Genomic DNA, 24,987 nt, shown 5'->3' with positions numbered 1-24,987 from the left:
CGTGCATGGCCGGGCAATTCATCACGTGCTCGTGCTTCCCGCGTTTGAGGACTGACTTGCCTGCTGGGCCGCCTGCTCCGCCGCAGCGGCGCTCAGCGGATTGCTGCTCATGCCATGGAGAGAAACAAGAGCCGTGACGCCGGTGCCAAAGCCTTTCATGGGATTGAACCAGAGCTGATTTCCGGTGGCTGCATCCAGACCATACATGTATCCCTGGACCGACACGATCAGCGTTCCACCATCCAGCAGCAGGCTGACGTAGGATGCCCCATGGGAGGCCTTCCATTCCCAGACGATCTCTCCGTTCTGGCGCCTGAGTGCTGCGACACGACGATTGAAACCCACAAAGACAAGATCTGCGATGTTCATGGCACGGGCAGATTAGCCGCATCCTTCGCGGCTTGTCCAGCCTTCAGGCTCGGACTGGTAAAAATGAAGCAGATTTGCAATCGCAAGATGTCCGCCACGCATGATGATAAGGCCGTCATGAACAACACCACGCTTCCTTCCACACACAACAAACTGGTGGGTTATCTTCTTTGGATCTTTGGATTTACCGGAGCGCACCGCTTTTACTTTGGCAAAACCAAGACGGGAATCCTGTGGTTCTTCACGGGAGGCCTTCTCGGCGTGGGCTGGTTGATTGATTTGTTTTTGATTCCCGGAATGGATCGTCAGGCGGATCGCAGATTTGCCCAGGGCAGACTCGATTACACAGTCGCTTGGATTCTGCTGACCTATCTTGGGGTGTTCGGTGTCCATCGCTTCTACCTGGGGAAATGGGCCACCGGCTTGCTCTATCTCGTCACAGGCGGTGGCTTCCTGATCGGCGTCGTCTATGACTTCTGCACCCTCAACACGCAGATCAGCGGCATCAATCTGGAGGAAAACAGCCGTGGCGGGGTATAAAAGGGGCGCTGCAGGAGCAGGCCAAAAATAATGTGGGAAGTTGGCGAAGGAGTTGTGGGCAGGGCTGCGTTCTGGCAGAAGTTCCGTCTCCAATCCGTCTCCAATCCGTCCCAACCCATGACCTCACGCCGTTCCTTCATCACCCACTCCGCACTCGCGTTCACCGCTTTGTCTGCCAGCCGCGTGCTGGGGGCAAACGAAACCATCCGCATTGCCTCGATCGGACTCGGCGGCCAGGGACTTGGCAATGCAGGTCGCATGGCCAAGGTGCCCGGGGTTGAAATCGCTTATCTTTGCGATCCTGACACCGCAGCGCTGGACAAAGGAAAGAAGGCTTTTCCCAATGCCAGGACCACCCAGGACCTGCGCAAGGTGATGGAGGACAAGAGCATCGATGCTGTCGTTGTTTCCACGGGAAATCACTGGCATGTGCTGGCATCCATCTGGGCCATGCAGGCCGGGAAGGACGTGTATGTGGAAAAGCCCGTCTCCCACAACATCTGGGAAGGGCGCAAACTCGTCGAAGCCGCGCGCAAGTACAACCGCATCGTACAAGGCGGCACGCAGCAGCGCAGTGATCCTCTGCAGGAGGAGATCAAAGGCTTTCTGGATGCAGGAACGATGGGCAAGATCAAGTACGTGCGCTGCAATCACTACAGCATGCGCGCCTCCATCGGCAAACGCACCGAGCCACTCACACCACCCGCCACGGTGAATTACGACATCTGGCTTGGCCCGGCGAAAGACGAGCCGATCTCCCGCGAGAAGTTCCACTACGACTGGCACTGGAACTGGAACACTGGCAACGGCGAGATGGGCAACTGGGGACCGCACATCCTCGATGACCTGCGCAATGTCGTCTTCCGTGACAAGGTGGCCCTGCCCAAACGTGTGATCGCCGGTGGCGGCCGCTTCGCCTGGGATGATGCCGGCGAAACACCCAACACCCACTTCGCCTACATGGACACGGGAAGCATCCCAGTGATCATCGACTTCCACAACCTGCCACGGCAGAAGGGCGTCAAAGCGCCTGATGTGTACCTGCGGCGTCGTACAGGCGCCTTTCTCATCATCGAATGCGAAGGCGGCTACTACACTGGCAGCCGTGGCGGCGGCACCGCTTATGATGCTGCCGGACAGAAACTCCACACCTTCAAGGGCGATGGTGGCAAAACGCACGCGGCCAACTTCATCGAAGCCATCCGCAGCCGTAAATCGGAGGATCTTAAGGGCGAGGTGGAGAAGATTCACTTCTCCAGCGCCTGGTGCCACCTGGCCAACAACTCCTTCCGCCTCGGCCAGAAGTACAATCGAGAGCAGGCTGAGGCTGCGGTCAAAGACTTCCAGCCTTGGAATGATGTGATCGCTGACTTCCACGAGCATCTCATCAAAAACGAACTCGATGCCTCGAAGCTCGACATCAAAATGGGACCGATGCTTGAAATCGATGCCGCCAAGGAAACCTTTGTGGGAGACACCGCCACGCCGGAGGCTCTTGCCCTCCTCACGCGTGAGTATCGCCAGGGCTATGCCGTGCCGAAAGAAGTGTGATGGTGTGTCAAAACAACGAGCGTCAGGAGAAATCCTGACGCTCGTTCTTCAGCGGTGCTGTTGGCTGATCATTTCGGCGTGGCCGGTGCCGCAGTTGGAGGAGGGGCAGGCGGCGGCTGTGGTGCCGGAGTCAGAGATTCCTTGGCTCTCTTTGCCGCATCTTCCAAGGCCTTGGCTGCCTCGGCAGTTTTTACTTTCGCTTCCTCCTTCAGGACAATGGCCTCTTTCTTGGCCTTGGCCTCGAGTTCGATGGCCTTCTCCCTGGCTATTTCCAATTCTTTCACGGCCGCTTCTTTGACGGATTCAGCGGCCTTTTTGGTGTCTTCGGCAGCCTTGGCATTCTCAGGCGTTTTGTGGCATGAGGTGAAGCTGCCCGCAAGCAACCCGATCAGGATGAGTTGGTGAAGTTTCATAATGGCGAGTGATGTTGATGTGAGAAACGAGGCCTGCCTCGTTGAGAGGCATGAAATTCGGTTAAAGGGCTACTTCGCATCGAGCGTGAGCTCGGTCAGCGCATTGGGTTTGATCTCCACCTCCTGCTCGGCCTTTTTACCGTCCTTGCTGCGCACCACCAGCACCTTGCCCACCGGGAGGAAGAGCTTCGCGTTTTGATCATAGGAGTAGGTGAGTTTTTTGCGTTCGCCTTCGGCATTCACCGGGCCAAATACCTCCCAGTCTCCGGGGGTGGAGCTGCTGGCCTTCAACGTGCCTGCACTCAGGTTGAGGACGTTGGTGACCATTTTGCCCGCCTGGATTTCGACATCTGCTTTGGCGGCAGCGGCGCCACGAGTTACCATGATGGTGTACTTGCCTGCCTTGAGGTGGAGCTTCGGCTGGGCGTCATAGCTGTAAGTGACCTTGGTGCGTTCACCTTCGGCATTTGGTTCGCCAAATACGTCCCAGTTGAGGCCTTCGGACACAGGATCCGCACCTTCAGCCATGATGGCGCTTATAGAGATGCTGCCGGAATTGATGACGATGGGGATCGCCGTCAGCTTTCCCGCAACGACTTCAATCTCCTGTTTTGTCTTGGCGGCGCCCCATTCCAACTGCAGCAGGTATTTTCCGGCAGGCAGGCTGAAGGAGGGCTGCCCATCGTAGCTATAGCCAGCCCTGCTGCGGTTTCCTTCTGCATCTGCGGCGCCTTGTAGCTCCCAGAACAAGTCTTTGGAAATCGGCTCCGCTCCTTCCACTGCCAGTGCGGAAAGCTTGAGCTTGCCAGCCCCAAGGCTGATGACTTTTTCCGTAGTCGCACCCGCTTTGACCTCCACCATCGCTTTTGCCTTGGCATTGCCATAGGCCACTTCCACTTGAAATTTCCCCGCTGGGACTGCCAGCGTGGGCTGCGCCTCATAGCTGTAGGCCACCTTCGGGCGGTTGCCTTCCGCATCTGCTTCGCCAAAGACATCCCAGCTCACGTCCTTGGCCACAGGTGTGCCGCCTTCCTCCATGACTACGGAGAGCTTGAGTTTTCCACTGCCTAGGAGGACCACGATCTCCTGAGTTTCCCCCGCTTTGACTTCTACTTCTCGCTGCCCTTTGGCATTGCCGTAAGTCGCCACCACGAGGCAAGGTCCGGATGGCTGGGTCATTTTGGGCTGTGCTTCGTAGCTGTAGCCCAGTTTCTTGCGCTGACCTTCCGCATCTGGCGGAGAGAATAGTTCCCAGCTCACATCTTTGGCAATCGGCGGCTGCCCTTCCGCGCTGATGGCGCTCAGCTTCAGGTTGCCGCTGCCTAGAATGACCTTCACCACCTGCGGCGGTCCTTCTTTCACCGTGACTTCTACGCTGGCGGTGGCATTGCCTCGCGTCGCCGCAAGCAGGTAGGTGCCCGGCGCCACTTGCAAGAAGGGTTTGGCCTCATAGCTGAAGGAAACCTTCGGGCGGCTGCCTTCGGCATCTGCCGGTCCGAGAAGATCCCAGCTGACGTCCTTTTCAAAGGCCACGCCGCCTTCCTTGTCATAGGCCACCGCTTTCACTCCAGTCTCAGCAAACACGACTTCCTTTGTCACCGTCTCGCCATCTTTGATCGTCACATCGAGTTCGATCGACTTTGCGCCCAGCTTCGCGCTCAGGGTGTATTTCCCAGCTTTCGGCAGTTCCGTGCTCCAGTGTCCGCCACTTCCGGTTGCAATGGCGTTCTCACCAGCACCCTCGGCAAAGACCTGGAAATTCACGCCATCAATCAGCGCTCCGCCGGAGGACTTCTTGGCATCCACCACCAGCGTCGTCACGGGCTTGGCGACTTGCTTCATGGCGGCTTCCAGCGAAGTCTTCAGCGACGCTGCATCCTTGGCCGCGAGGTACATGCCGCCGGTCTTTTTCGCCAGACATTCGAGGCCGGATGACTCGCCGGGCTTGAGATCGAAACCGATGACGTGGCAGGTGAAATCAATGCCCAGGCGCTCCAGTTCCTCCGCAGCCATGCACGGATCTTTGTCACAGGTCTCCACCCCGTCGCTTACCAGGATCACGGAGGCCTTTGCTTCTTCAAATCTCAGATACTTCGCCGCCTGGATTACAGCCGCCGTCAGTGGAGTCTTGCCTTTCGGCTCCAAACCAGACACCGCTTTCAAAATAGCGGCGGAGCTGCCTGGCTGCGGCGGCACCAGCAGCTCGATGTCCTCACAGTCGCCTTTTTTACGGTGTCCGTAAGCCATGAGACCCAGCTCCATCGCGGGATCAACGGAGCCGACGATGTCGCTCACCACTTTCTTGGCGATGTCGATCTTCACACCGCCCGGCACCTGGCCATACATGCTGCCGGAGGCATCAAAAACGATGATCGCCCGTGAGGGCGCAGCGGGCTGCTGGGCAAACAAACCCGAAGTTCCGATGAGCAAGGCCCACCCTGTCAACAAACTGATCAGGCAACGGTTCATAGAGAGGAGATTTTCTTTCTGAGGCAATAACTGACGAAGGCTATTCGGATGTCCGATGCCAAGCCGCCGTTCAAAACATCAAAAAAATCAGGGATTGCCCTGATTTAGGCCTGTGCCTGCAACTCCTTCAGGGCTGAAGCCGTGGTCGGGAAGGCCCCGTATTCTGTCACCAAAGCGGTGACGAGGGCTGCCGGCGTCACATCAAAGCCGTCATTTCGCGCCTGCGTCCCATCGGGAGTGATCAGCACTTCCTCGCGCTGCTCTGCCGCTGTCAGTCCGGGCATGTGCGTCACTTCGCGCGCGCTACGCTGCTCGATGGGGATTTCGCGAATGCCATCTGTGATGGTCCAGTCAATGGTGCTGACGGGGGTGGCGACATAAAAGGGCACGTCATGCGCCTTTGCCGCCAGCGCCTTGAGGTAGGTGCCGATTTTGTTGGCCACATCGCCGTGCGCCGTCACGCGATCCGTGCCCACGATGACCACATCCACCAGCCCGCGCTGCAGCAGATGTCCGGCATTGTTGTCCACGATCAGAGTGTGCGGCACGCCATGCTCCCTGAGTTCAAAGGCCGTGAGGGAGGCACCCTGGCCACGTGGCCGCGTCTCGCTCACCCAGACGTGGATTTTCATGCCAGAATCATGCGCCTGATACACCGGTGAAATAGCCGTGCCCCAGTCCACCGTGGCCAGCCATCCGGCATTGCAATGAGTCATCACGTTCAGAGGAGCGTCGGGGTCGGCTTTCTTCGTCTGGATGGCACGGAACAATTCCAGCCCGTGTTTGCCAATGGCGTGATTGACCTGCACATCATGCTCGCAAATCGCCAGTGCTTCAGCCCATGCGGCATCGGCGCGTTCATCGGGGCTGAGCGGGGATACCACCCGCCTCACGCGGTCCAGCGCCCAGCGCAGATTGATCGCCGTGGGCCGGGTGGCATGCAGCACGTGGTAGGCCACCTGCAGCGCGGCGTCCGTGGCATTCTCCCGCAGGGCAAAGCACAGGCCGAATGCGGCCGTCGCGCCAATCAATGGCGCGCCACGCACCCGCATGACCTTGATGGCCTCCGCGGCATCTTCCATCGTCCGCAGTTCCCGCCATTCCACCCCATGCGGCAGGACAGTTTGGTCAATGATGCGGGCGGTCCGTGTGCTGGGAACGGCTTCGATGGAGCGGTGCGGCTGGCCGTGAATATTCATGCGATTTCTATTTCTGAAAAAGAGTGGATGACTGGATGATCGTGCGGCGGCGCAGATCGGTTGCCTGGACGGATCGCCAGAGCTGTGAACATGCCTGCGGTTCGTGCGGCGTCCAATTCATCAGCAACATCGCTTACAAAGAGAATGTGATTTGCCCGCAAACGGCAGTCAGCCGCTATGGACGCGTAGCTGGAGGCCTCGCGCTTGGAGCCGGTGGTGGTGTCGTAACAGCCGGACAAATGCACGGAAAGGTCCCCCCGCTGGGTGTGCGCAAAGAAGAGCTTCTGGGCGTGCACGCTGCCAGATGAGTAAATGCGGATGTCGCAGCCCTTTCGGCACCACTGAGCCAGGGCGTGCGGCACATCTTCGAAGATCCTGCTGCGCAGTTCACCAGTGCGGAAGCCTTCTTCCCAAATCAGCCCTTGCAGCAGTTTCAGTCCCGTGGCTTTCACATCCGCATCCATCAGACGGTGCACTTCCGCCACGACGAAAGGCTGCAGATCCTGCACATTTTCCCAACGCGATCCGCCATCTTGCGCCATTTGCTTCAACGCTGCCTGCACACCAGCATCATCCCAGTTTGCTGAGAGAAACGCGTCGACGCGCTGCCGCGCATACGGAAACATCATATCATGCACAAATGCCAGCGGCGAAACTGTGCCTTCTATGTCCAGCAGGATGAGCTTGCCTCCAAAAGTGATCATGCGGCGATGGCGACCGCCTGATCAATCTGAATGGCTTTGGCAGGCGTGGGCGGTATGCTCAAGCAGAGCGGCTGGTACCCTCCGGCGATCGCGTCACCCGTATAGAGAGGTGTCCACCCGGCCCTCTCGCGAAAAAGTCGGATGGCCCGAATGGTGCGGTCCGGGCAGAGGTCAAACCAGTGCTTTGTGCCGGCGGGAACGTTAATGAGGTCTCCCTCCTCGATCTCAATGGAGAAAACGGGATCCCCGTTTGCTGGATTGATGTAAAAAAGGCCGCGGCCTTTGATGATGAAGCGTACCTCGTCCTCCGCATGCCGGTGTTCCTGATTAAATTTTTCCAGCATCTGCTGCAGGCCGGGCAGGTCGGGGGTCACGTTCACCACGTCGGCGGTGATGTAGCCGCCGCTTCGCTTCAGGGCTTCCACCTCCGGTGCATATGCGGCCAGGATCGCCTCCGGCGAGGCATCGCGGTCGATGCGGCCCGCCACCGGCCAGCGGTCATAGTGTATGCCATGAGGCAGCAAAAAACTGCGGATGTTGTCCACGTCTTCAATAACACAGTGGGTGGATGGAATGCGGAGGTAGGCCATGAGCACAGTGCGGCTTAAAAAGCACCTGACAGCAAACGCTTCTGCGTGACGACTTCGAAAAGAAACTCCAGCACCTCCACCTGGCGCCGGGCCGCCGCGATGTCGCAGCCCCAGGTGTAAAGCCCATGGCCGGCCATGAGGAAACCATGGCGCAACGGGTTGGCCGCGTTTTGCAGCCTTGCCTCGATCACCGTGGCCAGAGCGGCGATATCCTGGGTGTTCGGGTAAATCTCGATCCACGCCTCAGCCTCATGCGTGGTGATGCCCGCAAGCCCCTTGAGCATTTCGTACCCTGCGATGCGCAGTCCGCCGTCCTTCAAAAAGTGCTCGCTCAGCACCGTGGCCGCCACCGAGTGAGTGTGCAATACGGCACCCGCACCGTACCTGGCCAGAACGGTATGAAGCAAGGCCTCCGCGGAAGGCTTGAGCGGCCCGGGGCTGAGAAGCCGCGCCTGTTCATCCACCATCACAAACTGTTCCGGCCTCAGCCGCCCTTTGTCGAATCCGCTGCCAGTCATCAGCAGGGTCAGCGGATCTCGCTCAATCACCACGCTGTAGTTGCTGCTTGTGCCCAGCGACCAACCGCGCCGGTGGAAGTCGCTGCCGCATTCCATGAGTTCCTGCGTCATGGCATCACTCATTTCGGGGCAGGGGACTGAAGCAGTTGCGGCGGGTGTCACACGGCATGATTCGGGCTGTGGTCCATGTGTCAAATCCGCCTGTGTGCCAGATTCTCCTCCCGCATCTCCTGGCATTGCTGGCTGGACTTCGCGGGTCCGGATGGTTATTTTTTTAGAATGAGCACTCCCCCAAACGGCGAACACGATCTGGATATCGCCAAGGTCAACCAGCGCGCGCAGGAGATTGAGCTGAAACTGCCCAGGCTAAAAGCGGTTTTCGAACAGACCAAAGTCATGCTCAGCATGGTCAAGGACTACTGGACGGGGGCCTATCGCGAAATCCCCTACTGGGCCATCAGCGCCGTATCCCTGGCCCTGCTTTACGTCCTCAACCCTGCCGATGTCCTTCCAGATGTCATTGTCGGCGTTGGCTATCTCGACGACGCGACCGTGGTGGCCTTTTGTCTGAAACTCGTACAACATGAGCTCGAACGTTATCAGGAATGGAAGGCCGCGCAGACCAAGGCTGGCAAGGTCGGGGACGTGTAGCCAATCGCGCCCAACGTGGGCATAAAAAAACCGCCGTGCAGTCTCCTGCACGGCGGCAATTTGATTTACAGATGGCCGGCGGAGCTTACTTGGCAGGCTTGCCGAACACTTCCACTTCGCAGTAGTGGTTCATGTCGTTGCTGGTGTTGCCGTTGCTCCACAGACGCACGTAGCGGGCCTTGATGCCCTTGGCGTCCACGACGCGGCCATGATTGGTTTCCACGTAGGCTGGATCGCTGCCCTTGCCCATGCCGGAGGAGTCGTCGTGGTCGGAATTCCAAAGCGTGGTCACGCCGTTTTTGAAATCAGGATCGTCAGACACCTGCACTTCCACGTCGATGTAGGCCTGGGCCTGCTTGTGGTAGTGCCACATGGCGATCTTGTAGATGTTCGCCTCTTCGCCGAGGTCGATCTGCACCCACTGCTTGCCGGGCATGAGTTCCACGAAGGAACCGTCAGCGCCGTCGGCATCGCCGTCGGTCACCAGCTTGAGTTCACCAATGATCGGAGCCGAGTCAGAACTGGTGACAGTCTTGCCCTTGGCCAGGTTGGTGGTGCCTTTTGGGACCATGATGGTCTTCACCACTTTGCTGGGGTCAGCCTTCTCAAGGTTCGGCAGTTCAGCAGGCACCGGCGTGCCGATGAACATGGGCTTGGGGAACTCAAGCGGGATTTCGACCAGGTCACCGGCTGGAACGGCAGCGGTGGTGGAGGCGGCGGCAGCGCCGGCGTTTGATTCTTCTTTCTTGCCGCAGGAGGCAAGGGTGAGGGCGAGCGCAAGGCCCGTGAGGATGTGGAGGGTGTTTTTCATGGGGAGTGGTTGGTGGTGCGGGTGAATTGAGAGGGCAGATCAGGCCTGGAAGTCTTCAGGGGTGAAGATGTACTTGCTGCCGGTTTTGACCGACTCGTAAGCCTTGAGCACCGTGACGCATGACTTGTAAGCCATTTCCACGGGGCATGTGAGGTGCGCAGGGTTCTTGGTCTGCACGGCTTCGATGAAGTTTTGCACGTGGGGGGAGTGCGGCTTGCGCTGGAGTTTCACTGCCAGCTCCCACTGGGCCAGCGCCTTGCTCTCGCGCACGTCGGCCACGCTCACAGCACCGTAGGACGGTGGCTTGGGCTTTTCCCAGTCACGGGGATGTTCCCAGAACTTGTTCTTGGCTTTGTCCGCCGCCTTCATGATCGGCGGATTGTCACCCAGCGCGTAGGGTTCCCAGTCCTGTCCGGGTTCGGCGTAGAGCTGGTTGCCGTTCGCGTCGAGTTCGGAAATGATGGCTGTACCGCCGATGCCCATGTGCTTTTCATACGCACCCTGCGAGCCGGTGGTGGTAAGCACCTGATAGTAGGCGCGCAAAGCTCCTTGGGGCGTCTTGAATTCGTAGATGCACATCATGTTGTCCGGCAGCTCGAATTTCGGGCGGCCTTCCGTGCCATCGAAATAATCCACGCCGCCGGAGGCGATGACCGACACGGGGGTGGCTTCATACATCCAGTTGAACATGTCGATCTGGTGTGCGCCGAGGTCGGAGAGCGGACCACCGCCGTATTTGGCAAAGAAGCGCCAGTTGCGGAACTCCTCGATGCTGCCGTAGCCGTTTTTAGCCAGCACATCGGAAGGAATGTCGTAGCCCTTCACCATGCCCTGGGGCGCGCTGCCGGAGACACCGCGGTTCCATTGCGCATAGGCGTGAGTGATGCGGCCCATCATCTTGCCGGGCTTGATGATGTTCTCGCGGAGGTTGATGTAGCGCGGGTTGGAGTGGCGCTGATGGCCGATCTGGAAGATGCCGTTGTTTGCCTTGCCGGCGCGCACCATGTCGCGGGCGCCTTCGAGGGTGTTGCTCATCATCTTCTCGCAGTAGACAGACTTGCCTTTTTCAAGGCATAGACGCGAGTAGGGGGCGTGCAGGAAGTCGGGCGTGGCGATGAAGACGGCCTCAATGGACGGCTCCTTGTCGAGCATCTCATTGATGTCCTGGTAGACTTTGATCTCGCCTTCGACCTGATGCTTGTTTTCGCTGCGGAAACCGCCGCGAGCCTGGTCGAGGGAGTACTTCCAAATGTCGCACATGGCGACCCACTGGATGCCTGGGACATCCTTGGAAGCGACACGAAGGGCCTTGTTGCCCTGGGAGCCGCAGCCGACGAGGGCGCACTTGATGGTTCGGCCGGGTGCGGTCTGCTGGGCGATGGCTCCCTTGCTGGTGGCAAGGTAGACGCCGCTGCTGGTCAGGGCGCTGGTGCGGAGGAAGCCGCGGCGGTCCATGAAGCGGGACAGCGGCGCTGGGGAAGGGGATGGAGTCTGGGAATTCATAGGTGCATTCAGGCGCGTGGGTTCACTGCCTTAACGACACAAAGTCGTGTTTATGCTTTCTTACGGCCGAGAAATCCGTCGATCGAAAAATTCTTTGCCTTCGCGGTCACCAGCGCGGCTGCCACGATGAGAATGGAGAGGCCGATGTTGCTCACCACTTCCGTGTCGTCCGGCAGGGCGGCAAGGCCAAAACCCAGGGCCAGGAACACCAGGCCGCCGACAAGGAGGCCCAGCTCAGTGAAGATGCCCAGGGCGACCCAGACGCCCACGGGGATAAGGATGTAGCCGATGCTGTTGGCGAAGGCGGTGCATGCCCATTCCGGCATGAAACTGTTGCTGCTCATCAGCTTGGCGATCGGCGGCCCCTTCTTGTCCGTGTAGTTGGCGATGCTGAAGGTCGTGTCCGGCCCGTTGCCGTAGCGGAATTTGTCCAGTCCAGCCATGAACAAGCGCATGCCGACCCAGAGGCGGAGCAGAAGATGGGCAAACGAATAGCCGCAGCAGCTGCTGCACTTGGAGGAGGATGTGTCGGACATGGATTGAGTTCTGGGTGGCTGGGTTGAAGTGAGGGGCGTGATTTTGAACCGATGCCCTTGGAAATCCAGCAAAATTTGGCCCCCACATGCTTCGTAAAGGTGAAGGAAGGCCCGCCCCTGAACGGTCCGGGAAGTGGCGGCAGGTGGCAAATGTGTCAGTCTTGTGCGCTTTGGCCTTTCTGCGGCTTATTGCTAGCCGTGCTTGCCATTCAGGCCGTCCCCGCTTAAAAAAGGCAGCTTAATTCATCTCACCCACTCCTATGAGCTCCCTCTCATCTCCCAAGCTTCCCGCCCAAGGCATCCTCGAACCGCTCGGCGATGAGGATCGTGACATCCTTAGTGGCTACGGCGAATTCCTCCCAGTGCAGCCTGGTCAGCACCTCATTGAAGAGGGGCAGCAGCAGAACAGCCTCTTCTTTGTTGTTTCGGGCAAATTCCACGCCACCGCCATGCGCGGCGGCCACAAAGTGCTCCTCGGCTCCATCCAAAAGGGGGAAACCATCGGGGAAATCAATCTGCTCGACCCCAATGTCGCCAGCGCAAGTGTCACCGCCGTCGAGTTTTCCCAAGTCTGGCGCATTGATGGCGAGACCCTCGAAAGCTACATCAATGAATACCCTCGTGCCGCCGCCTGGCTGCTCATTGGTGTCGGTCGCACCATTTCCCACCGCCTTCGTGCGGTGAATGAGAAGATCGCCGCCTTCTACAGCGCCTGATTCATGGAGGTGCGGCGGATTGTTCGGCGCAGGAACGAATCCTGCGTTGCAGTCTGCCTGTCACAATTAAAAATTCCCCATGTCCGGCCTGCTGCCATTCCCTCCGCACACCCTGCTGGACGCCATCCAGGTCGTTTTCCTTCTTTTTGCCGGGCATGCACTGATGGACTACCCGCTGCAGGGGGAGTTTCTTTCCACCTGCAAAAACCGGCATCTGCTGGTTCTCAGAAACGATCCCACGCGTCCGGTCCAGATCTGGCCCTGGTGCATGACATCCCACTGCCTGCTCCATGCTGTCGCGGTCTGGGCTGTCACGGGTTGTTTCATCCTCGCCTGCATTGAACTGGTCCTGCACTGGTTCATCGACCTGGCCAAATGTGAGAACAAGACCACCTTCGTCCAGGACCAGGCCCTGCACTGCATCTGCAAAATTGCCTATGTCGTCGCAGCCATGCTCTATTAAGGCTCCAAGTCCCCTTTGAGCAGCGATCTGCTTCTGGAGTAACTTGAAACTTTAAACCTTGAACCTGTCACTGGGAAGTCATGCAGCGCACCGCCATCCTGAACGTCGTCGGCCTTACGTCCCGGCTTATCGGTGAGCACACGCCGGCGATTCGGGCCTTCGTCGAGCGAAACCGCTCTACCCTCATCGAGCCGGTTCTCCCCGCCGTCACCTGCACGGCCCAAGCCACCTACCTCACCGGCCGCCTTGCACGGGATCACGGCATCGTTGCCAACGGCTGGTATGACCGTGACTACGCCGAACACCGCTTCTGGAAACAGCCCGAGCAGCTCATGCAGGGGGAAAAGCTCTGGGAGGCACTCCGCCGTGTGGATCCCCAGTTCACCTGCGCCAAGCTCTTCTGGTGGTTCAACATGTACTCCACCGCTGACATCTCCATCACCCCGCGCCCCCTCTATCCGGCCGATGGCCGCAAGGTCTTTGACATCCACACGCAGCCCATGCCGCTGCGCGACCGCATCAAAAAAGACCTCGGCCCCTTTCCCTTCCGCCACTTCTGGGGCCCCGGCTCCGACATCAAATCCTCCATCTGGATCGCCGAGAGCGCCAAATGGATCGAGGAAAAGCACTGGCCCGGTCTCTCCCTCGTATATCTCCCGCACCTTGATTACAATCTCCAGCGCGTCGGGCTCAACATGGAGAAAATCCGCTTCGACCTCCGGCAGATCGACAACGTCGTCGGAGACCTCATCCGCTTCTACGAAACGCGCAACATCAAGGTCGTCCTCCTCTCCGAATACGGCATCACCAATGTCGAGCAGCCCGTCCATCTGAACCGCGTCTTCCGCGAGCGCGGCTGGCTCAGCATCAAGGATGAACTCGGCCGCGAAACCCTCGACCTCGGCGGCTCCAGGGCCTTTGCTATCGCCGACCACCAGATCGCCCACATCTACGTCAACGATCAAAGCATCCTCGCCAACGTACGTGGCGCGCTGGAAACCACCCCTGGCGTCGCCCAGGTGCTCGGAAAGATGGAAAAACACCTCGTCGGCCTCAATCACGAGCGTAGTGGCGACCTCATCGCCGTGGCTGATGCCAAAAGCTGGTTCACCTACTACTACTGGCAGGACGACAAGAAAGCCCCCGACTTCGCCCGCTGCGTGGACATCCACCGCAAATGCGGCTACGACCCCGCCGAGCTCTTCGTCGATCCCGCCATCAAGTGGCCCAAGCTCAAAGTCGCCTCCAAGCTCGCCAAAAAAGCCATGGGTCAGCGCATGCTCATGGATGTCATCCCCCTCGACGCCACCCTCGTCAAAGGCTCCCACGGCCGCATCCCCGAAGACCGCGCCGACTGGCCCGTCCTCATCGGCGACTTCGATTCGCTCCCCCGCACCGGCATCCTCTCCGCCCACGAAGTCTGCAACCACCTCTTCCGCCTCTGCTCCAGCGGCCACGGCTACTCAAACGTATCCCGGTAACGCGAGCGACATCGTCCTCGTCCTCCTACCCGAACTCGTCCTCGGTCCTGCCGCTCCGAACTTCGGCAATCGACAATCCTTGTTCATCGATCGTCAATCACGCACGTCCAGCTCTCACAAGGGCCGGTGAAACGCACGGACGCTCGCCACCAACTGATTCACTGATTCACCGACGCACTGTCCTACCCCCCCGCCGTGATCTGCACCACCTCGATCACATCCCCATCGCTCACACTCGCCGCCTCGATCTCTCGCGGCAGCAGCGCCACCTGATTCTGCTCCACCACCACCGGCTTGCCTCCCAGGCCCACCAGGTCCAGCAGCGAGCGCACTGTCTGCGGGGCTTCCAGCTCACGTTTCTGTCCGTTCAATGTGATCGTCATGTCTGAGGTCTCTTAAATTACGCCGCCAAGATCGAAGCATCCCAGTCCTTCCACACCGGATCCAAACCCTGCTTCCTCAGCATCTCCGCCACACTCTGCGGCGATCTCTGATCCGCGATCCCAAACTGCCCTTCGGCACGATTCGTCTCCGCCTTCTCAGCCACCTCCACGCGCTTTCCTTTCACCGTGAGGTGCAGGTCCTCAGAGCCAGCACCCGTGTAGCCTCCCGGCTCCGTATGGCTGCCCGCGCTCATCACCGTCACCCCCAGCGGCGCCAGCGCATCTCGCAGCGGCGCAGGCTCACGCGTGCTCAAAATGACACCCACCTCAGGGAAGATGATGCGGAAGGCGCAGATCGTCTGCACCAGCGCCCAGTCCGGAAAATCCGTCATGGGAGTGAACCCACCCGCCGCCGGCCGCAGCCGTGGAAACGCCACTGTGAACGTCGATTTCCAGCAGTGTTTATAAAGATGCTCCAGATGCGCCGCCAGTCGCAGCGCCTCCAGCCTCCAGTCGCTCAGGCCAAACAACGCCCCGATGCCGATGCGGCGAAATCCGCCCGCATACCCGCGCTCCGGGCAGGCCAGCCGCCAGTCAAAATCCTTCTTCGGGCCGGCGGTGTGCATGTCCTTGTAAATCTCGCGGTCGTAGGTCTCCTGATACACGACCAGCCCCTCCGCTCCCGCCTTCACCATGCGCTCATATTCCGGCGCTTCCATGGGGCCCACTTCGATCCCGATCGTCGGCACAAAATCCCGGATCGCCCGGATGCATTCCTCCAGGTAGCCCTCGCTCACAAAGCGCGGATGCTCCCCGGCCACCAGCAGGATGTTCCGAAAGCCCTGCGCCACCAGATGCTTCGCCTCCGCCACGACCTGCTCCACCGTCAGCGTCACACGCAGGATGGAATTGTTGTCGCGTGAGAAGCCGCAGTAGCTGCAGTTGTTCACGCACTCATTGGAGACATACAGCGGGGCAAAGAGCCGCATCGTCCGTCCAAAATTGCGCCGCGTGATCATCCGCGACTCCTTGGCCATCGCCTCGATCTGCCCCGGCCCTTTCGGCTCCAGCAGCCCTGCAAACCGCTCCATCAGCGGCGTCTTGCGCGCAGGGAGGGCATCGAGCGTGGGTATGAAGGAGGTAAGCATTTGGGGGGCTGACATAATACGCGCCTCACGCAGGGTGCAACGCCGGGAACACCCCGAAATGCTGAATTCAGAATGCCTCAGGCGCTCGCCCTCCTAGCCAACATACTGCGTCATAAACACTTCGTTCCCCTCCGTATCGCGAAACACCCCCAGCAGAATCGGCTCCCCCTCCCGCTGCTGCGGCGACTGCAAAATCGTTCCGCCGACGGCGGCGATTTTTTCCGCCAGGGCCAGCACATTCTCATACTGAAAGCTTAGCCCCGTCGGATTCCGCGATCCGTCGTGCCCGCCATGCAGTGCGATGATCGCATCTCCAAAGCTCAGCTCCGTCCAGAAGTCGCTCACAAAGATCTTTTCCAGGCCGATCACATCGCAGTAAAAGCGGACGGCGCGCTTCATGTCGGCCGCCATCAGCATAAACTTTACTTTTTCCGGTTTCATAGGTTCAAGCTGCCCACCTCCTGCCAATCCGCAAGCACCACACTTGGCGCTGCTCGCTTTCAGGCTACACTCACGCGCATGTGGAAAAACGTCCTCATCCTCCTGCTCGCCTCGGCGCTGACCGGCCTGCTGTTCATTCATTTCACTGAGAAGCCGCAACATTCCATCGCATCGCCGCCTTCTGCGCCCCCAGCCCAATCTCAAGCTTCGCCCGCGCCTCCGCAGCAAACCCAAACGCTGCCAACGCCTCCAGATCCAGCTCCCGCTCCGCCTCAGCCTCCGAAGCCGCCGTCACACCCCATCGCGGTTCTGCTCCAGGAAGCCCGCGCCAATCCCGCTCTCGCAGGCGCGGCCGTTGGCTTCTCCCTCCTCAACAGCAAAGGAGAAGTCGTGCTCGATGAAAATGCCACCACGGCCTTCATTCCCGCCTCCAGTTTGAAAACGCTCACCACCGCCACCGCGTTGGAAATTCTCGGCCCTGATTTTCATTTCACCACCGAGCTCAAATCCACCACTCCCATTCAAAGCGGCATCCTCAAAGGCGATCTCATCCTCGTCGGCGGTGGCGATCCCATGCTGAAGTTGGACGATCTCAAAGCCATGGCCGCCGAACTCAAAACGCGCGGCCTCATGCGTGTCACGGGTGGCGTTCGCGCGGACACCACCTTTTTCCCCGGCAGCCTTTACGGCGACTTCTGGAACTGGGGAGATATCGGCAATGGCTACGGCAGCGGCGTGGCGGGTCTGAACCTCAATCACAACCGCTATGTCGTGGCATTCACTGCGGGTCCCGAGGTTGGTTCTCCGGCGCAGATCCTCGGCATCAATCTGGAAGTGCCAGGGGCCATTTGGAACAATGAGGTCACCACCGGTCCCGAGGACTCAGGCGATGGCGCGGTTATTCATGGTGGTGAGAAAACCTCGGAGATCTTCTTGCGCGGTACCGTGCCTCTGGGCGCCACGAAGTTTAAGGTCCAGGGCGCCGTGCCAGATCCCGCACGTTTTGCCGCTCATCATCTCCGCGCCATCCTCATCGCCGCGGGCATTCAGGTCGGCGATCACCCAGGCACAGCTCCCGCCACTCGCTCGCTATTAAAACACGACTCCCCGCCGCTGCTCAAAATCATCACAAGCATCCACGCCACTTCCGACAATCACGAAACCGAGTGCGTCTTCCGCATGCTCGGCATCAAGGCCGCCAAACCCTCTGCCGAGGTGATCCTCGAGCACTGGAAAACTCGTGGCCTCGACTTTACCGGCCTCCGCATGGTGGACGGCTGCGGCCTCGCTCGCGCCGATTTCACCCGCCCGCTGGATCTCGCCCGTCTGCAATTCTTCGCTGGCACCGGCCCGCAGGGGCCTGCCTACAAAGCCTCTCTCCTCGCCAAAGACGGCCTCATCTGGAAAGGCGGCGCCATGTCCGGCATTCGCACCTTCACCGGCTACGCGCAGAGCAAATCCGGCGAGGAATACTGCTACGCCCTCATGATCAATCACTACACCGATGGCGCCGTTGTCTCCGAACTCAGCCAGGCCGTGATGGATGCGATGATGGAGCAGTAGCGCTACGCCCTCGATAGAGTCGCGTGCCGGTCCGTGCTGGGAGCGCCGATATTTTATCGGCTCTGGGCGAGCGCCCCGAATTTACTTCAGCTCCAGAATCTTCAAATTCCGAAACCGGTACGTCTGCCCCTTCTCCCCGTGATGCTGGATGCCGATCACACCGCTCGCAGCCTTGTCATCCTCCACATTCGTTGTCAGTACACCATTCACAAAGATTTTGAGGCTCTTGCCACGACACTCAATGCGGTAGGTATTCCAGTCGTTGCGCTTGAAGGCGCTTCCGGCACGCGCGCGGAAGGCTGCCTCACTCTCCTTGTTCCCCTTGATCGGGCTGGCAAACCACGCCCGCCCTCCTGCCTCCTGCAGTCCTCCAGACCACTGCCGCGCATCGTCCCCATCCACCTCCGCCTGATACCCCGTGACCTTGCCCTTCTCCGCATGCGCGCGAAACATAAAGCCGCTGTTCGCTTTGCCCGGCGGGATGAAGACATCTCCTTCAAAGACGAAGTCGCCATAGGTCTTCTCCGTCACCAGAAAAAACTTCTTCTCGCTGCTCAGTCGAATTTCCCCGTCCACCACATCCACCTGCCCCCATTCAAACGGGTTCGTCCACCCTGCCAGCGTCTTGCCATCAAACAACGGCACAAAGTCCTCCCCAAATGCAGCCATTGAGAAGGCCAGGGCGAAGAGCGTGAAGAAAAAGCGTTGTTTCATGGCAGGGAACACCTGTGATGGTTTCGCCCATGTATCTGCAGTTCTACTTCAGCTCCTGAATCTTCAGATTCCGAAACTTGTACGTCTGCCCTTTTTCGCCGTGATGCTGAATGGCAATCACGCCCGTCGCATCCTTGTCGTCTTCCACATCCGTGGTGAGCACACCGTTCACAAAGATTTTCAGGCTCTTCCCACGGCATTCGATGCGGTAGGTGTTCCAGTCATTGCGCTTGAACGCATCTCCGGCACGAGCACGGAAGGCGTCTTCGCTTTCTTTGTTCCCTTTGATCGGGCTGACGAACCACATGCGGCGTCCTTCGTCATACAGGCCTCCGCTCCACTTGCGCTTCGCATCGCCATCCACTTCGGCCTGATACCCGAAGACCTTGTTCTTCTCCACGTGCGCGCGGAACATGAAGCCGCTGTTCGCCTGGCCCTCCGGAAGCAGGATGTCCCCTTCAAAGATGAAGTCACCGTAAGTCTTCTCCGTCACCACAAAAAACTTCTTCTCCCCCGTGAGATGGATCTCTCCATTCACAATGTCGATCTGGCCCCAGTCATACGGGTTCTTCCAGCCCGTCATCGTCTTGCCGTCAAACAGCGGCACAAAGTCAGCCGCAAACGCGGTAATCGAGACAGCCAGGGCAAGTGTGGCGAGGAAGAGGCGTGATTTCATGGGCGAGTTCGTATGGAAAGGTCAGAGGGTTGGGATTCAGAAAGGATAGAGGGGCATTGTATCACTGCGCGCCGTTGACGGAGATCAGCGCCACTTTGAAAATCAGATCGCTGTTTGGCGGGATCTTCTCACCTGCACCCTGGCTGCCGTAGCCCAGGCGTGCTGGAATGTGGAGCAGCCATTGGTCGCCAGGCTTCATGAGTTGCAGCGCTTCCGTCCAGCCCGGGATCACCTGATTGACTCCCAGCGTCAGCGGCTGCCCGCGATCCAGCGAGCTGTCAAAGACCGTGCCATTGGTCAGCATGCCAATGTAGTGCACCGTCACGGAATCCGTCGCCGTCGGCGAGCGCCCGCCCGCGGGACCGTTCGCGATCACCTGATACTGCAGACCGCTCGCCGTCGTGATCCGGTCCGCGGCATTCACAGCAGCTTGCGTACTGTCGTTGGCCGTCTTCTTCGGTTCAGGTTTCGTCTGGCATCCCGCGATGAAAAGCAGCGACGCGGCGGAGAGGGACAAGGACAAGAGCGAGAGTTTCATGGCGGTTGGGTGGGTGGTGCCCCGGCTTTGGCGCGAGACGCCCGTAGATGTGGCCGGAAACGGCGTCTCCGCAACCGGGATGCGCGCTCCAGCTGCGCCGCCTCATGGCTCCTGCCACCACTCCCGAGGATCCAGGTGGTAGTATCTTCTCAGTTCCGTGTACATTTCCGGCCTTTCTTCAAACAACTGCCGCGGCTTCTCAAAGAAGGTCTCCGTCGCCACGGCAAAGAACTCCGCCGGATTGGTCGCACCATAGGCATCCAGCACCTTTTCGGTTCCCTCCTCCGTGCGCTCCAGGAAATCGGCATAGTTTTCGTGAAACACCCGCGACCACGTCCGATACGCCGCGCCAGTGGGCAGGGCAGGGGCGCCGTCCGTAGGACCGTCCTCGTGATCCAGCTGGTGGGCAAATTCATGAAACGTCACGTTGTCTCCATCATCAATACAGCGCGCTCCTTGCACCACCGAATCCCAGGCCAGCACCACCGTGCCCCAGCCCGAGGACTCTCCCAGCCGGTGCACCTGGCCTTCCGTGACGATGCCGTGGGCGTCCGCCTGTTTTCTGACGGAGCTGAAAGTCGTGGGGTACATGTAAACAGCGCTCAGTTTGGGATAGGGCCTCCCCTCGCGGTGCAGCACCAGCAGACAGGCCTGCGCCGCCACCGTCAGGATCATCTCCTCCGTCAGTTCCAGCCCGCCACAACCCTCAAACCGGATCGTGGCAATGAATTGCGCAATCCTTCCATGAAGCTGCAGCCGCAGATCCTCCGGCAATCGTGCATACAGCGGCACATTCTTCTTCAGGAGATCGATCCACTCTTCGTGGAACACCGCCGCCTCCTGCGCCTCTCCGCCGAAGAAGGATTTCAGTTTCTGCCAGATCATGCTCCGCAGCATGAAGAGCACAAAGCCCCGCGCGAGACCATTTCGCGCCGCAAGGCAAGGCCCGTCAAAGCCTCCCCGTTCCTGCTGAACAGGGAGGCGCGCCGCCACAAGCAAACCATGCAGTGGCCCTCAAATTTCTGGAAGACAACACGTCAATACACCATGGAGTTCAGCCCCTCAAACACCTTGGCATAATTCTCCGCACCACCGGCCACCGCAAAGCGCAGAGGCTCCACTCGTTTCACCAGGATCTCTTTCGGCGTCGGCTGCGTCTTGAAGATTTCCATCACCTCCGCAATGAAATCGTCCAGAGGCATGGCACGCGGATCCGCCGCCTGCTGCTCTCCCATCAAATGCGTGGCCACATAGGGCGGTGCCAGTTCCAGCACCTCCACCGTCGTCTCGCGGAGCTGATGCCGCAGCGACTCCGTGTAGGAATGCATCGCCGCCTTGGTGGCGCAGTAGGTGGGCGTCATCGCCAGAGGGATGAAGGCCAGCCCGGAGGTCACGTTCACCACCGAGGCCTGCGGCTGCTTCCGCAGCAATGGCAGCAGCGCATGGATCAGGCGGATCGGCCCGAGTAGATTGGTCAGAATCATCGCCTCCGCGTCCGTTGTGCCGCCCTCTCCGCTCAGCAGGTTTTCCGGCCGCATGATGCCTGCGTTGTTGATGAGCACATTCAGTTTCGGAAACTCCGCCTCCAGCTTCGCCGCAAACGCACGGATGCTCGCCTCATCGGTCATGTCCACCGTGAGCGACTTCATCCCCGGATTCGCCGCTGTGGTTTCATCCAGCGTCTTTGGGCTGCGTCCGGAAATGATCACCTGATTGCCCAAAGCGTGAAAAGCTTCCGCCAGAGCACGGCCAATGCCGGAGCCGCCGCCAGTGATGAGGATGGTGTTGTCTTGAGTGTTCATGAGGAGAGGTGTGACGGGTTGATTGAGTCAACTCATACGCCCCTGCAATTGCGCAGGTGCCGATTTAATGAAAGCCGCCGCCCGCTTAGCAGAGACTCATTCAACGGGAATGATGAGTGACCACGAATCGACACGAATGACACTGATATGGTCTCAACACACACGTTCCTACGCGCCATCCGCCGCACGCTCAATCGTCGCAATGTCGATCTTCACCATCTCGGTCATCGCCTTCATTGCGCGGTGGGCGCGGGCGGGATCCGGATCGCGCAGCAGTTCCAGCATGCGCGTCGGTGTGATCTGCCAGAAGAGGCCGTACTTGTCCTTGAGCCAGCCGCAGGCCACAGCCTCTCCACCATTCGTGGTGAGTGCCGCCCAGAGCCGGTCAGTTTCGGCCTGGTCCTCGCACGAGATCATGAACGACACCGCCTCTGTGAAGGTAAATCCCGGCGTGTTCAGCGCGATGTAGGAGATGCCCGCCAGCGTGAACTCCACCACCAGCACCGTCCCAGTCGGGCCTCCCGGAGTGTCCATGGGAGAGCGAGTGATGCGGTCGATGCGTGAGTCCGGCAGCAGCGAGGTGTAGAATTCGGCAGCCTCCAAGGCTTTGCCGTCAAAGGAGAGGAAAGGAGTGACTTTTTGCATGGCGTGTGGCGGGGTGAAGGTGGGTGCGGTGGATTGCCCGGCTAATCGCGAATGGAGCACGTATCAGACGCCCGTAAAGCCAGGGGCCACTCATTCCTCCTCCCGCGTCTCTCGCATGAAGACACAAAGCAAAGCCACGGCTTCCTCCGCAGCCAGGCGACCCAAAGAGACGGACTTCACCTTGGTGCGCCGCACTGCGGAATGAATTGCACGCGCTTACTTCGATTCAGCGCACCAGGCGTTCAGCGTGTTTTCCAGCGCCTGCTTCGCCACGGATGTGTCGAGGGCGGGATCGTCTTTGGCGAGCTCTTCCAACACCACGTTTGGAATGATCTTCGTGACCGCCATGATGAGCGGGGCGAGCTCCTTCAGGTGGCGCAGCGCGGTGTCTGCCAGGGCCTGCTCCTTCAGCGCCAGCGCGGTGGTGTGCAGCATCTCGTAGGAGACGCAGCCGAGGGAGATGGCGGTGTAGTTGTCCCGCAGGATGCGGGAGAGGGGATGTTTGCGCACCTTGCCATACAGCCCAGCGAGAGCACCAGTGACAGTGGTCACCGCTTCTTTCAGAGATGCGCCTACGCCACCGCCCAGAGCTTCCGCGTGCCGTTCCATCGTCACTCGCTGCGCCGCCAGCGTGCTGTGCATGCGCTCGATCAGCTCATGCGCCGCGGGATTGGCGCGCACGTCATCGTCTGTCCGCTGCTGGTCAAAGGCGCCTTCGATGTGCTTGGCCATCGCGGCAGTGTCGTTCACATACATGCGGAGATTGTCGGCGTGAGTGTCAGTGGTGGAAGTCGTGGTGGAGGTCATGGGTTTGGGAATTGAAGTTGGGGTTTCCAAATCATCGCGAACGAAGCCCGCAGCGGATGGGCTGGACGGCATCGGTGCCGCCCCCTAGAGCACCCTCAGAAAGAGGCAGCCCGGCGCGCCCGTTTTAGGCCTGCCAGCAGTTCATTCGGAGTTCTGATCTCCTGCTTGAGGGAAAAACTTCGCCGCAAACTGCCTCAACCTTTTTTTGGAAAGCACCACCATGCGCCGCCTGCTCCGCTCTCTCATCGTGCTTGTACTCGCCGTCGCAGTGGACAACCCATCCCATGCGGCCGATGCCGCCGCAGAACTCGCAGCATTGATCGATCAGCAGATCGACACGCAGCTGAGCAAAGAAAAAATACAGCCCGCAGCACTCGCGGATGATGCGGAATTCATCCGCCGCGTTTACCTGGACCTCCACGGCACCGTCCCCCCGGTGGAGCAGACGCGGCGCTTTCTGGCCGATGCCACAGCGGACAAACGCGCGCGACTGGTGGATGCCCTGCTGGCAGATGAAAGCTATGGCCGCTACATGGCGGACATCTGGCAGGCCTACCTGATGTCTCCGCTCGCGGATGAAATGTCCAAACGCTCGGATCTCTTTCGCAGCTGGCTCGCGGTGCAGTTCAATACACGGCGCTGGGACCAGATCGTCACCGACCTCCTCACCGCCACTGGCAAAATGGAGGACAATCCTGCGGTGACCTACCTCATCGAGGCCCGCCTGCCGCGCGCCGTTCCGGACCTCACCGACCTCACCAGCCGCTACTTCCTCGGCGTGCGGTTGAATTGCGCGCAGTGCCACGATCACCCCGTCGTGAAGTGGAAGCAGGAGGAGTTCTGGGGTATGGCCGCTTTCTTCACGCAGATTCAGACACCGAAGCGCGCCAAACAGGTCTATGAAAAAGGCGTGGTGGACGATCCCAGCCTCACGCTGGCCTCTCTGACACAGGCGGGCAAGCCGGATGGCTACATGCCGCTCACACCCACCTTTCCCGGCGGCAAGGCATTAGATGCCGCAGCGGGGCAGACGCATCGCGCCGCGCTGGCCGCATGGATGACCGCTCCGGAGAATCCGTTTTTTGCCCGTGCGATGGTGAACCGCACCTGGTGGCGCCTCTTTGGTCGCGGCCTCGTTCAACCCGTGGATGACATGCACGAGGGCAATCCACCCAGTCACTCCGTGCTGCTGGACGGTCTGTCGCGCCGCTTTGCAGCCTCAGGTTTTGATCTGAAGTTTCTCACGCGCGCCATCGTGCTGACGCGCGCCTACCAGCGTACCAGCCAGGGCCCGGCAGGAGATGTCGCCAGCAAGCTGACGTCGCTGTTTGGTCGCATGGCCGTCAAGGTGCTCTCAGCCGGGCAGCTCTATGATTCACTGGAAACCGTCTGCGGCTCACCCGGAAAAGTATCTGGCATTGATACCAAGCAGGGCGCGCGCTGGGAGTTCGTGCAATTCTTTGGCGAGAGCGGCGATCCCGATCCCACCGCCTATCGCCGCGGCATTCCACATTTGCTGCGCCAGATGAACTCCGGACAGTTCTCCCTCTCCGCGCTGCAGACTTCGCAGAGCGCGGGCGGCTCGGTCAGTGTGCAAGACTCACTCGTCTCCGATGTCTTCCTCACCTTCCTCTCCCGCCAGCCCTCGGCAGACGAGCGCCGTCAGGCCGTCGCATTCCTGAGCAAAGGCTCCCTGCGCGAACTCGCGTGGGTGCTCATGATGACCAGCGAGTTTTCTCTCAATCACTGACACCTT

28 protein-coding genes are annotated in these 24,987 nt (G+C 59.7%); 8 read left to right on the top strand and 20 right to left on the bottom strand.

Going from position 1 to position 24,987, the window contains the following annotated elements:
- Window positions 1-21: 21 nt before the first annotated feature.
- Window positions 22-369 carry a PQQ-binding-like beta-propeller repeat protein gene (locus ACILSO_RS17720; RefSeq protein ID WP_395738774.1) on the bottom strand — a complete coding sequence of 116 codons (348 nt, stop codon included), beginning with the start codon at window positions 367-369 and terminating at the stop codon, window positions 22-24.
- A 117-nt stretch (window positions 370-486) separates the two neighbouring features.
- Here ACILSO_RS17720 and ACILSO_RS17715 point away from each other — a divergent pair, with 117 nt between their 5' ends.
- Together ACILSO_RS17715 and ACILSO_RS17710 are read left to right on the top strand one after the other, a co-directional pair.
- Window positions 487-909 carry an NINE protein gene (locus ACILSO_RS17715; RefSeq protein ID WP_395738910.1) on the top strand — a complete coding sequence of 141 codons (423 nt, stop codon included), beginning with the start codon at window positions 487-489 and terminating at the stop codon, window positions 907-909.
- A 117-nt stretch (window positions 910-1,026) separates the two neighbouring features.
- Window positions 1,027-2,460 carry a Gfo/Idh/MocA family protein gene (locus tag ACILSO_RS17710; RefSeq protein WP_395738773.1) on the top strand — a complete coding sequence of 478 codons (1,434 nt, stop codon included), beginning with the start codon at window positions 1,027-1,029 and terminating at the stop codon, window positions 2,458-2,460.
- Window positions 2,461-2,528: 68 nt separating this feature from the next.
- Here the strand turns inward: ACILSO_RS17710 and ACILSO_RS17705 are convergent, their stop codons facing one another.
- The 6 genes from ACILSO_RS17705 to mtnB all read right to left on the bottom strand — a co-directional run bounded on the left by ACILSO_RS17705 (window position 2,529) and on the right by mtnB (window position 8,464).
- Complete coding sequence (locus ACILSO_RS17705; protein WP_395738772.1) at window positions 2,529-2,873, bottom strand: hypothetical protein; 345 nt, start codon at window positions 2,871-2,873, stop codon at window positions 2,529-2,531.
- Window positions 2,874-2,942: 69 nt separating this feature from the next.
- Complete coding sequence (locus ACILSO_RS17700) at window positions 2,943-5,342, bottom strand: VWA domain-containing protein (protein WP_395738771.1); 2,400 nt, start codon at window positions 5,340-5,342, stop codon at window positions 2,943-2,945.
- Between the two features lie 104 nt (window positions 5,343-5,446).
- Window positions 5,447-6,541 (bottom strand): S-methyl-5-thioribose-1-phosphate isomerase, encoded by a 1,095-nt coding sequence (mtnA, locus tag ACILSO_RS17695; RefSeq protein ID WP_395738770.1) that lies wholly within the window; start codon window positions 6,539-6,541, stop codon window positions 5,447-5,449.
- Complete coding sequence (mtnC, locus tag ACILSO_RS17690; protein ID WP_395738769.1) at window positions 6,538-7,245, bottom strand: acireductone synthase; 708 nt, start codon at window positions 7,243-7,245, stop codon at window positions 6,538-6,540. The genes mtnA and mtnC overlap by 4 nt, the downstream gene beginning before the upstream one ends.
- The gene (locus tag ACILSO_RS17685; protein ID WP_395738768.1) at window positions 7,242-7,835 is read right to left on the bottom strand and encodes a 1,2-dihydroxy-3-keto-5-methylthiopentene dioxygenase; all 594 of its coding nucleotides are present in this window, start codon (window positions 7,833-7,835) and stop codon (window positions 7,242-7,244) included. Before ACILSO_RS17685 ends, mtnC begins: the two co-directional genes overlap by 4 nt.
- Window positions 7,836-7,849: 14 nt before the next feature.
- Window positions 7,850-8,464: a methylthioribulose 1-phosphate dehydratase gene (gene mtnB / locus ACILSO_RS17680; protein ID WP_395738767.1), complete on the bottom strand. Its 615-nt coding sequence runs from the start codon at window positions 8,462-8,464 to the stop codon at window positions 7,850-7,852.
- Window positions 8,465-8,632: 168 nt separating this feature from the next.
- On the opposite strand from mtnB, the gene ACILSO_RS17675 reads away from it, so the two are divergent.
- Entirely contained in the window at window positions 8,633-9,004 is a 372-nt protein-coding gene (locus tag ACILSO_RS17675; protein WP_395738766.1) for a YkvA family protein, read from the top strand.
- 85 nt (window positions 9,005-9,089) lie between these two features.
- Here the strand turns inward: ACILSO_RS17675 and ACILSO_RS17670 are convergent, their stop codons facing one another.
- The 3 genes from ACILSO_RS17670 to ACILSO_RS17660 are packed head-to-tail and all read right to left on the bottom strand — an operon-like array spanning window position 9,090 to window position 11,854.
- Window positions 9,090-9,815, bottom strand: a complete 726-nt coding sequence (locus ACILSO_RS17670) for a discoidin domain-containing protein (RefSeq protein WP_395738765.1) — start codon at window positions 9,813-9,815, stop codon at window positions 9,090-9,092.
- A gap of 39 nt (window positions 9,816-9,854) precedes the next feature.
- Window positions 9,855-11,318, bottom strand: a complete 1,464-nt coding sequence (locus ACILSO_RS17665; protein ID WP_395738764.1) for a Gfo/Idh/MocA family protein — start codon at window positions 11,316-11,318, stop codon at window positions 9,855-9,857.
- A gap of 50 nt (window positions 11,319-11,368) precedes the next feature.
- Window positions 11,369-11,854: a hypothetical protein gene (locus ACILSO_RS17660; protein ID WP_395738763.1), complete on the bottom strand. Its 486-nt coding sequence runs from the start codon at window positions 11,852-11,854 to the stop codon at window positions 11,369-11,371.
- A 260-nt stretch (window positions 11,855-12,114) separates the two neighbouring features.
- Between ACILSO_RS17660 and ACILSO_RS17655 the strand changes: the two genes are divergently transcribed.
- The 3 genes from ACILSO_RS17655 (at window position 12,115) to ACILSO_RS17645 (ending at window position 14,514) form a co-directional block, all read left to right on the top strand.
- Window positions 12,115-12,570, top strand: a complete 456-nt coding sequence (locus tag ACILSO_RS17655) for a Crp/Fnr family transcriptional regulator (protein WP_294396665.1) — start codon at window positions 12,115-12,117, stop codon at window positions 12,568-12,570.
- Between the two features lie 79 nt (window positions 12,571-12,649).
- Window positions 12,650-13,033: a DUF3307 domain-containing protein gene (locus ACILSO_RS17650; RefSeq protein ID WP_395738762.1), complete on the top strand. Its 384-nt coding sequence runs from the start codon at window positions 12,650-12,652 to the stop codon at window positions 13,031-13,033.
- A gap of 80 nt (window positions 13,034-13,113) precedes the next feature.
- Window positions 13,114-14,514: an alkaline phosphatase family protein gene (locus ACILSO_RS17645; protein WP_395738761.1), complete on the top strand. Its 1,401-nt coding sequence runs from the start codon at window positions 13,114-13,116 to the stop codon at window positions 14,512-14,514.
- A gap of 182 nt (window positions 14,515-14,696) precedes the next feature.
- Here the strand turns inward: ACILSO_RS17645 and thiS are convergent, their stop codons facing one another.
- From thiS to ACILSO_RS17630, 3 genes are all read right to left on the bottom strand, one after another.
- Entirely contained in the window at window positions 14,697-14,897 is a 201-nt protein-coding gene (gene thiS, locus ACILSO_RS17640) for a sulfur carrier protein ThiS (RefSeq protein ID WP_395738760.1), read from the bottom strand.
- A gap of 17 nt (window positions 14,898-14,914) precedes the next feature.
- Entirely contained in the window at window positions 14,915-16,060 is a 1,146-nt protein-coding gene (gene thiH / locus ACILSO_RS17635; RefSeq protein ID WP_395738759.1) for a 2-iminoacetate synthase ThiH, read from the bottom strand.
- A gap of 78 nt (window positions 16,061-16,138) precedes the next feature.
- On the bottom strand, window positions 16,139-16,486 hold the full coding sequence (locus ACILSO_RS17630; RefSeq protein ID WP_395738758.1) for a VOC family protein: 348 nt from the start codon (window positions 16,484-16,486) through the stop codon (window positions 16,139-16,141).
- 78 nt (window positions 16,487-16,564) lie between these two features.
- Between ACILSO_RS17630 and dacB the strand changes: the two genes are divergently transcribed.
- Window positions 16,565-18,049 (top strand): D-alanyl-D-alanine carboxypeptidase/D-alanyl-D-alanine-endopeptidase, encoded by a 1,485-nt coding sequence (gene dacB / locus ACILSO_RS17625; RefSeq protein WP_395738757.1) that lies wholly within the window; start codon window positions 16,565-16,567, stop codon window positions 18,047-18,049.
- An 81-nt stretch (window positions 18,050-18,130) separates the two neighbouring features.
- Here dacB and ACILSO_RS17620 read toward each other — a convergent pair whose 3' ends face one another.
- From ACILSO_RS17620 to ACILSO_RS17590, 7 genes are all read right to left on the bottom strand, one after another.
- A complete protein-coding gene (locus ACILSO_RS17620) occupies window positions 18,131-18,763 on the bottom strand; it encodes a DUF1080 domain-containing protein (RefSeq protein ID WP_395738756.1) in 633 nt (210 codons plus the stop codon).
- Between the two features lie 43 nt (window positions 18,764-18,806).
- Window positions 18,807-19,439: a DUF1080 domain-containing protein gene (locus ACILSO_RS17615; RefSeq protein WP_395738755.1), complete on the bottom strand. Its 633-nt coding sequence runs from the start codon at window positions 19,437-19,439 to the stop codon at window positions 18,807-18,809.
- A gap of 61 nt (window positions 19,440-19,500) precedes the next feature.
- Window positions 19,501-19,977, bottom strand: a complete 477-nt coding sequence (locus ACILSO_RS17610) for an FKBP-type peptidyl-prolyl cis-trans isomerase (RefSeq protein ID WP_395738754.1) — start codon at window positions 19,975-19,977, stop codon at window positions 19,501-19,503.
- Between the two features lie 102 nt (window positions 19,978-20,079).
- Window positions 20,080-20,862, bottom strand: a complete 783-nt coding sequence (locus tag ACILSO_RS17605; protein WP_395738753.1) for a zinc-dependent peptidase — start codon at window positions 20,860-20,862, stop codon at window positions 20,080-20,082.
- A gap of 152 nt (window positions 20,863-21,014) precedes the next feature.
- Complete coding sequence (locus ACILSO_RS17600) at window positions 21,015-21,779, bottom strand: SDR family oxidoreductase (protein ID WP_395738752.1); 765 nt, start codon at window positions 21,777-21,779, stop codon at window positions 21,015-21,017.
- Window positions 21,780-21,947: 168 nt separating this feature from the next.
- Window positions 21,948-22,424, bottom strand: coding sequence for a VOC family protein (locus tag ACILSO_RS17595; protein WP_395738751.1), 477 nt, complete (start codon window positions 22,422-22,424; stop codon window positions 21,948-21,950).
- Between the two features lie 216 nt (window positions 22,425-22,640).
- A complete protein-coding gene (locus tag ACILSO_RS17590; protein WP_395738750.1) occupies window positions 22,641-23,231 on the bottom strand; it encodes a hypothetical protein in 591 nt (196 codons plus the stop codon).
- Between the two features lie 220 nt (window positions 23,232-23,451).
- Here ACILSO_RS17590 and ACILSO_RS17585 point away from each other — a divergent pair, with 220 nt between their 5' ends.
- A complete protein-coding gene (locus ACILSO_RS17585; protein WP_395738749.1) occupies window positions 23,452-24,981 on the top strand; it encodes a DUF1549 and DUF1553 domain-containing protein in 1,530 nt (509 codons plus the stop codon).
- Window positions 24,982-24,987 lie beyond the last annotated feature (6 nt).

Origin of the sequence: Prosthecobacter sp. (assembly GCF_044226605.1) — a bacterium.
In the GTDB taxonomy this organism is placed as follows: domain Bacteria; phylum Verrucomicrobiota; class Verrucomicrobiia; order Verrucomicrobiales; family Verrucomicrobiaceae; genus Prosthecobacter.
This window is presented reverse-complemented; position numbering and strand designations above follow the sequence as displayed.

Coding starts and splice junctions, on each gene's coding strand:
- ACILSO_RS17655 (WP_294396665.1), top strand. CDS start 12,115: ATGAGCTCCCTCTCATCTCCCAAGCTTCCCGCCCAAGGCATCCTCGAA.
- ACILSO_RS17615 (WP_395738755.1), bottom strand. CDS start 19,439: ATGAAATCACGCCTCTTCCTCGCCACACTTGCCCTGGCTGTCTCGATT.
- ACILSO_RS17675 (WP_395738766.1), top strand. CDS start 8,633: ATGAGCACTCCCCCAAACGGCGAACACGATCTGGATATCGCCAAGGTC.
- ACILSO_RS17660 (WP_395738763.1), bottom strand. CDS start 11,854: ATGTCCGACACATCCTCCTCCAAGTGCAGCAGCTGCTGCGGCTATTCG.
- ACILSO_RS17610 (WP_395738754.1), bottom strand. CDS start 19,977: ATGAAACTCTCGCTCTTGTCCTTGTCCCTCTCCGCCGCGTCGCTGCTT.
- ACILSO_RS17670 (WP_395738765.1), bottom strand. CDS start 9,815: ATGAAAAACACCCTCCACATCCTCACGGGCCTTGCGCTCGCCCTCACC.
- ACILSO_RS17605 (WP_395738753.1), bottom strand. CDS start 20,862: ATGATCTGGCAGAAACTGAAATCCTTCTTCGGCGGAGAGGCGCAGGAG.
- ACILSO_RS17630 (WP_395738758.1), bottom strand. CDS start 16,486: ATGAAACCGGAAAAAGTAAAGTTTATGCTGATGGCGGCCGACATGAAG.
- ACILSO_RS17650 (WP_395738762.1), top strand. CDS start 12,650: ATGTCCGGCCTGCTGCCATTCCCTCCGCACACCCTGCTGGACGCCATC.
- ACILSO_RS17665 (WP_395738764.1), bottom strand. CDS start 11,318: ATGAATTCCCAGACTCCATCCCCTTCCCCAGCGCCGCTGTCCCGCTTC.
- ACILSO_RS17700 (WP_395738771.1), bottom strand. CDS start 5,342: ATGAACCGTTGCCTGATCAGTTTGTTGACAGGGTGGGCCTTGCTCATC.
- ACILSO_RS17620 (WP_395738756.1), bottom strand. CDS start 18,763: ATGAAACAACGCTTTTTCTTCACGCTCTTCGCCCTGGCCTTCTCAATG.
- ACILSO_RS17590 (WP_395738750.1), bottom strand. CDS start 23,231: ATGACCTCCACCACGACTTCCACCACTGACACTCACGCCGACAATCTC.
- dacB (WP_395738757.1), top strand. CDS start 16,565: ATGTGGAAAAACGTCCTCATCCTCCTGCTCGCCTCGGCGCTGACCGGC.
- ACILSO_RS17645 (WP_395738761.1), top strand. CDS start 13,114: ATGCAGCGCACCGCCATCCTGAACGTCGTCGGCCTTACGTCCCGGCTT.
- ACILSO_RS17685 (WP_395738768.1), bottom strand. CDS start 7,835: ATGGCCTACCTCCGCATTCCATCCACCCACTGTGTTATTGAAGACGTG.
- ACILSO_RS17595 (WP_395738751.1), bottom strand. CDS start 22,424: ATGCAAAAAGTCACTCCTTTCCTCTCCTTTGACGGCAAAGCCTTGGAG.
- thiH (WP_395738759.1), bottom strand. CDS start 16,060: ATGTCAGCCCCCCAAATGCTTACCTCCTTCATACCCACGCTCGATGCC.
- ACILSO_RS17720 (WP_395738774.1), bottom strand. CDS start 369: ATGAACATCGCAGATCTTGTCTTTGTGGGTTTCAATCGTCGTGTCGCA.
- mtnA (WP_395738770.1), bottom strand. CDS start 6,541: ATGAATATTCACGGCCAGCCGCACCGCTCCATCGAAGCCGTTCCCAGC.
- ACILSO_RS17585 (WP_395738749.1), top strand. CDS start 23,452: ATGCGCCGCCTGCTCCGCTCTCTCATCGTGCTTGTACTCGCCGTCGCA.
- ACILSO_RS17710 (WP_395738773.1), top strand. CDS start 1,027: ATGACCTCACGCCGTTCCTTCATCACCCACTCCGCACTCGCGTTCACC.
- ACILSO_RS17705 (WP_395738772.1), bottom strand. CDS start 2,873: ATGAAACTTCACCAACTCATCCTGATCGGGTTGCTTGCGGGCAGCTTC.
- ACILSO_RS17600 (WP_395738752.1), bottom strand. CDS start 21,779: ATGAACACTCAAGACAACACCATCCTCATCACTGGCGGCGGCTCCGGC.
- thiS (WP_395738760.1), bottom strand. CDS start 14,897: ATGACGATCACATTGAACGGACAGAAACGTGAGCTGGAAGCCCCGCAG.
- ACILSO_RS17715 (WP_395738910.1), top strand. CDS start 487: ATGAACAACACCACGCTTCCTTCCACACACAACAAACTGGTGGGTTAT.
- mtnB (WP_395738767.1), bottom strand. CDS start 8,464: ATGACGCAGGAACTCATGGAATGCGGCAGCGACTTCCACCGGCGCGGT.
- mtnC (WP_395738769.1), bottom strand. CDS start 7,245: ATGATCACTTTTGGAGGCAAGCTCATCCTGCTGGACATAGAAGGCACA.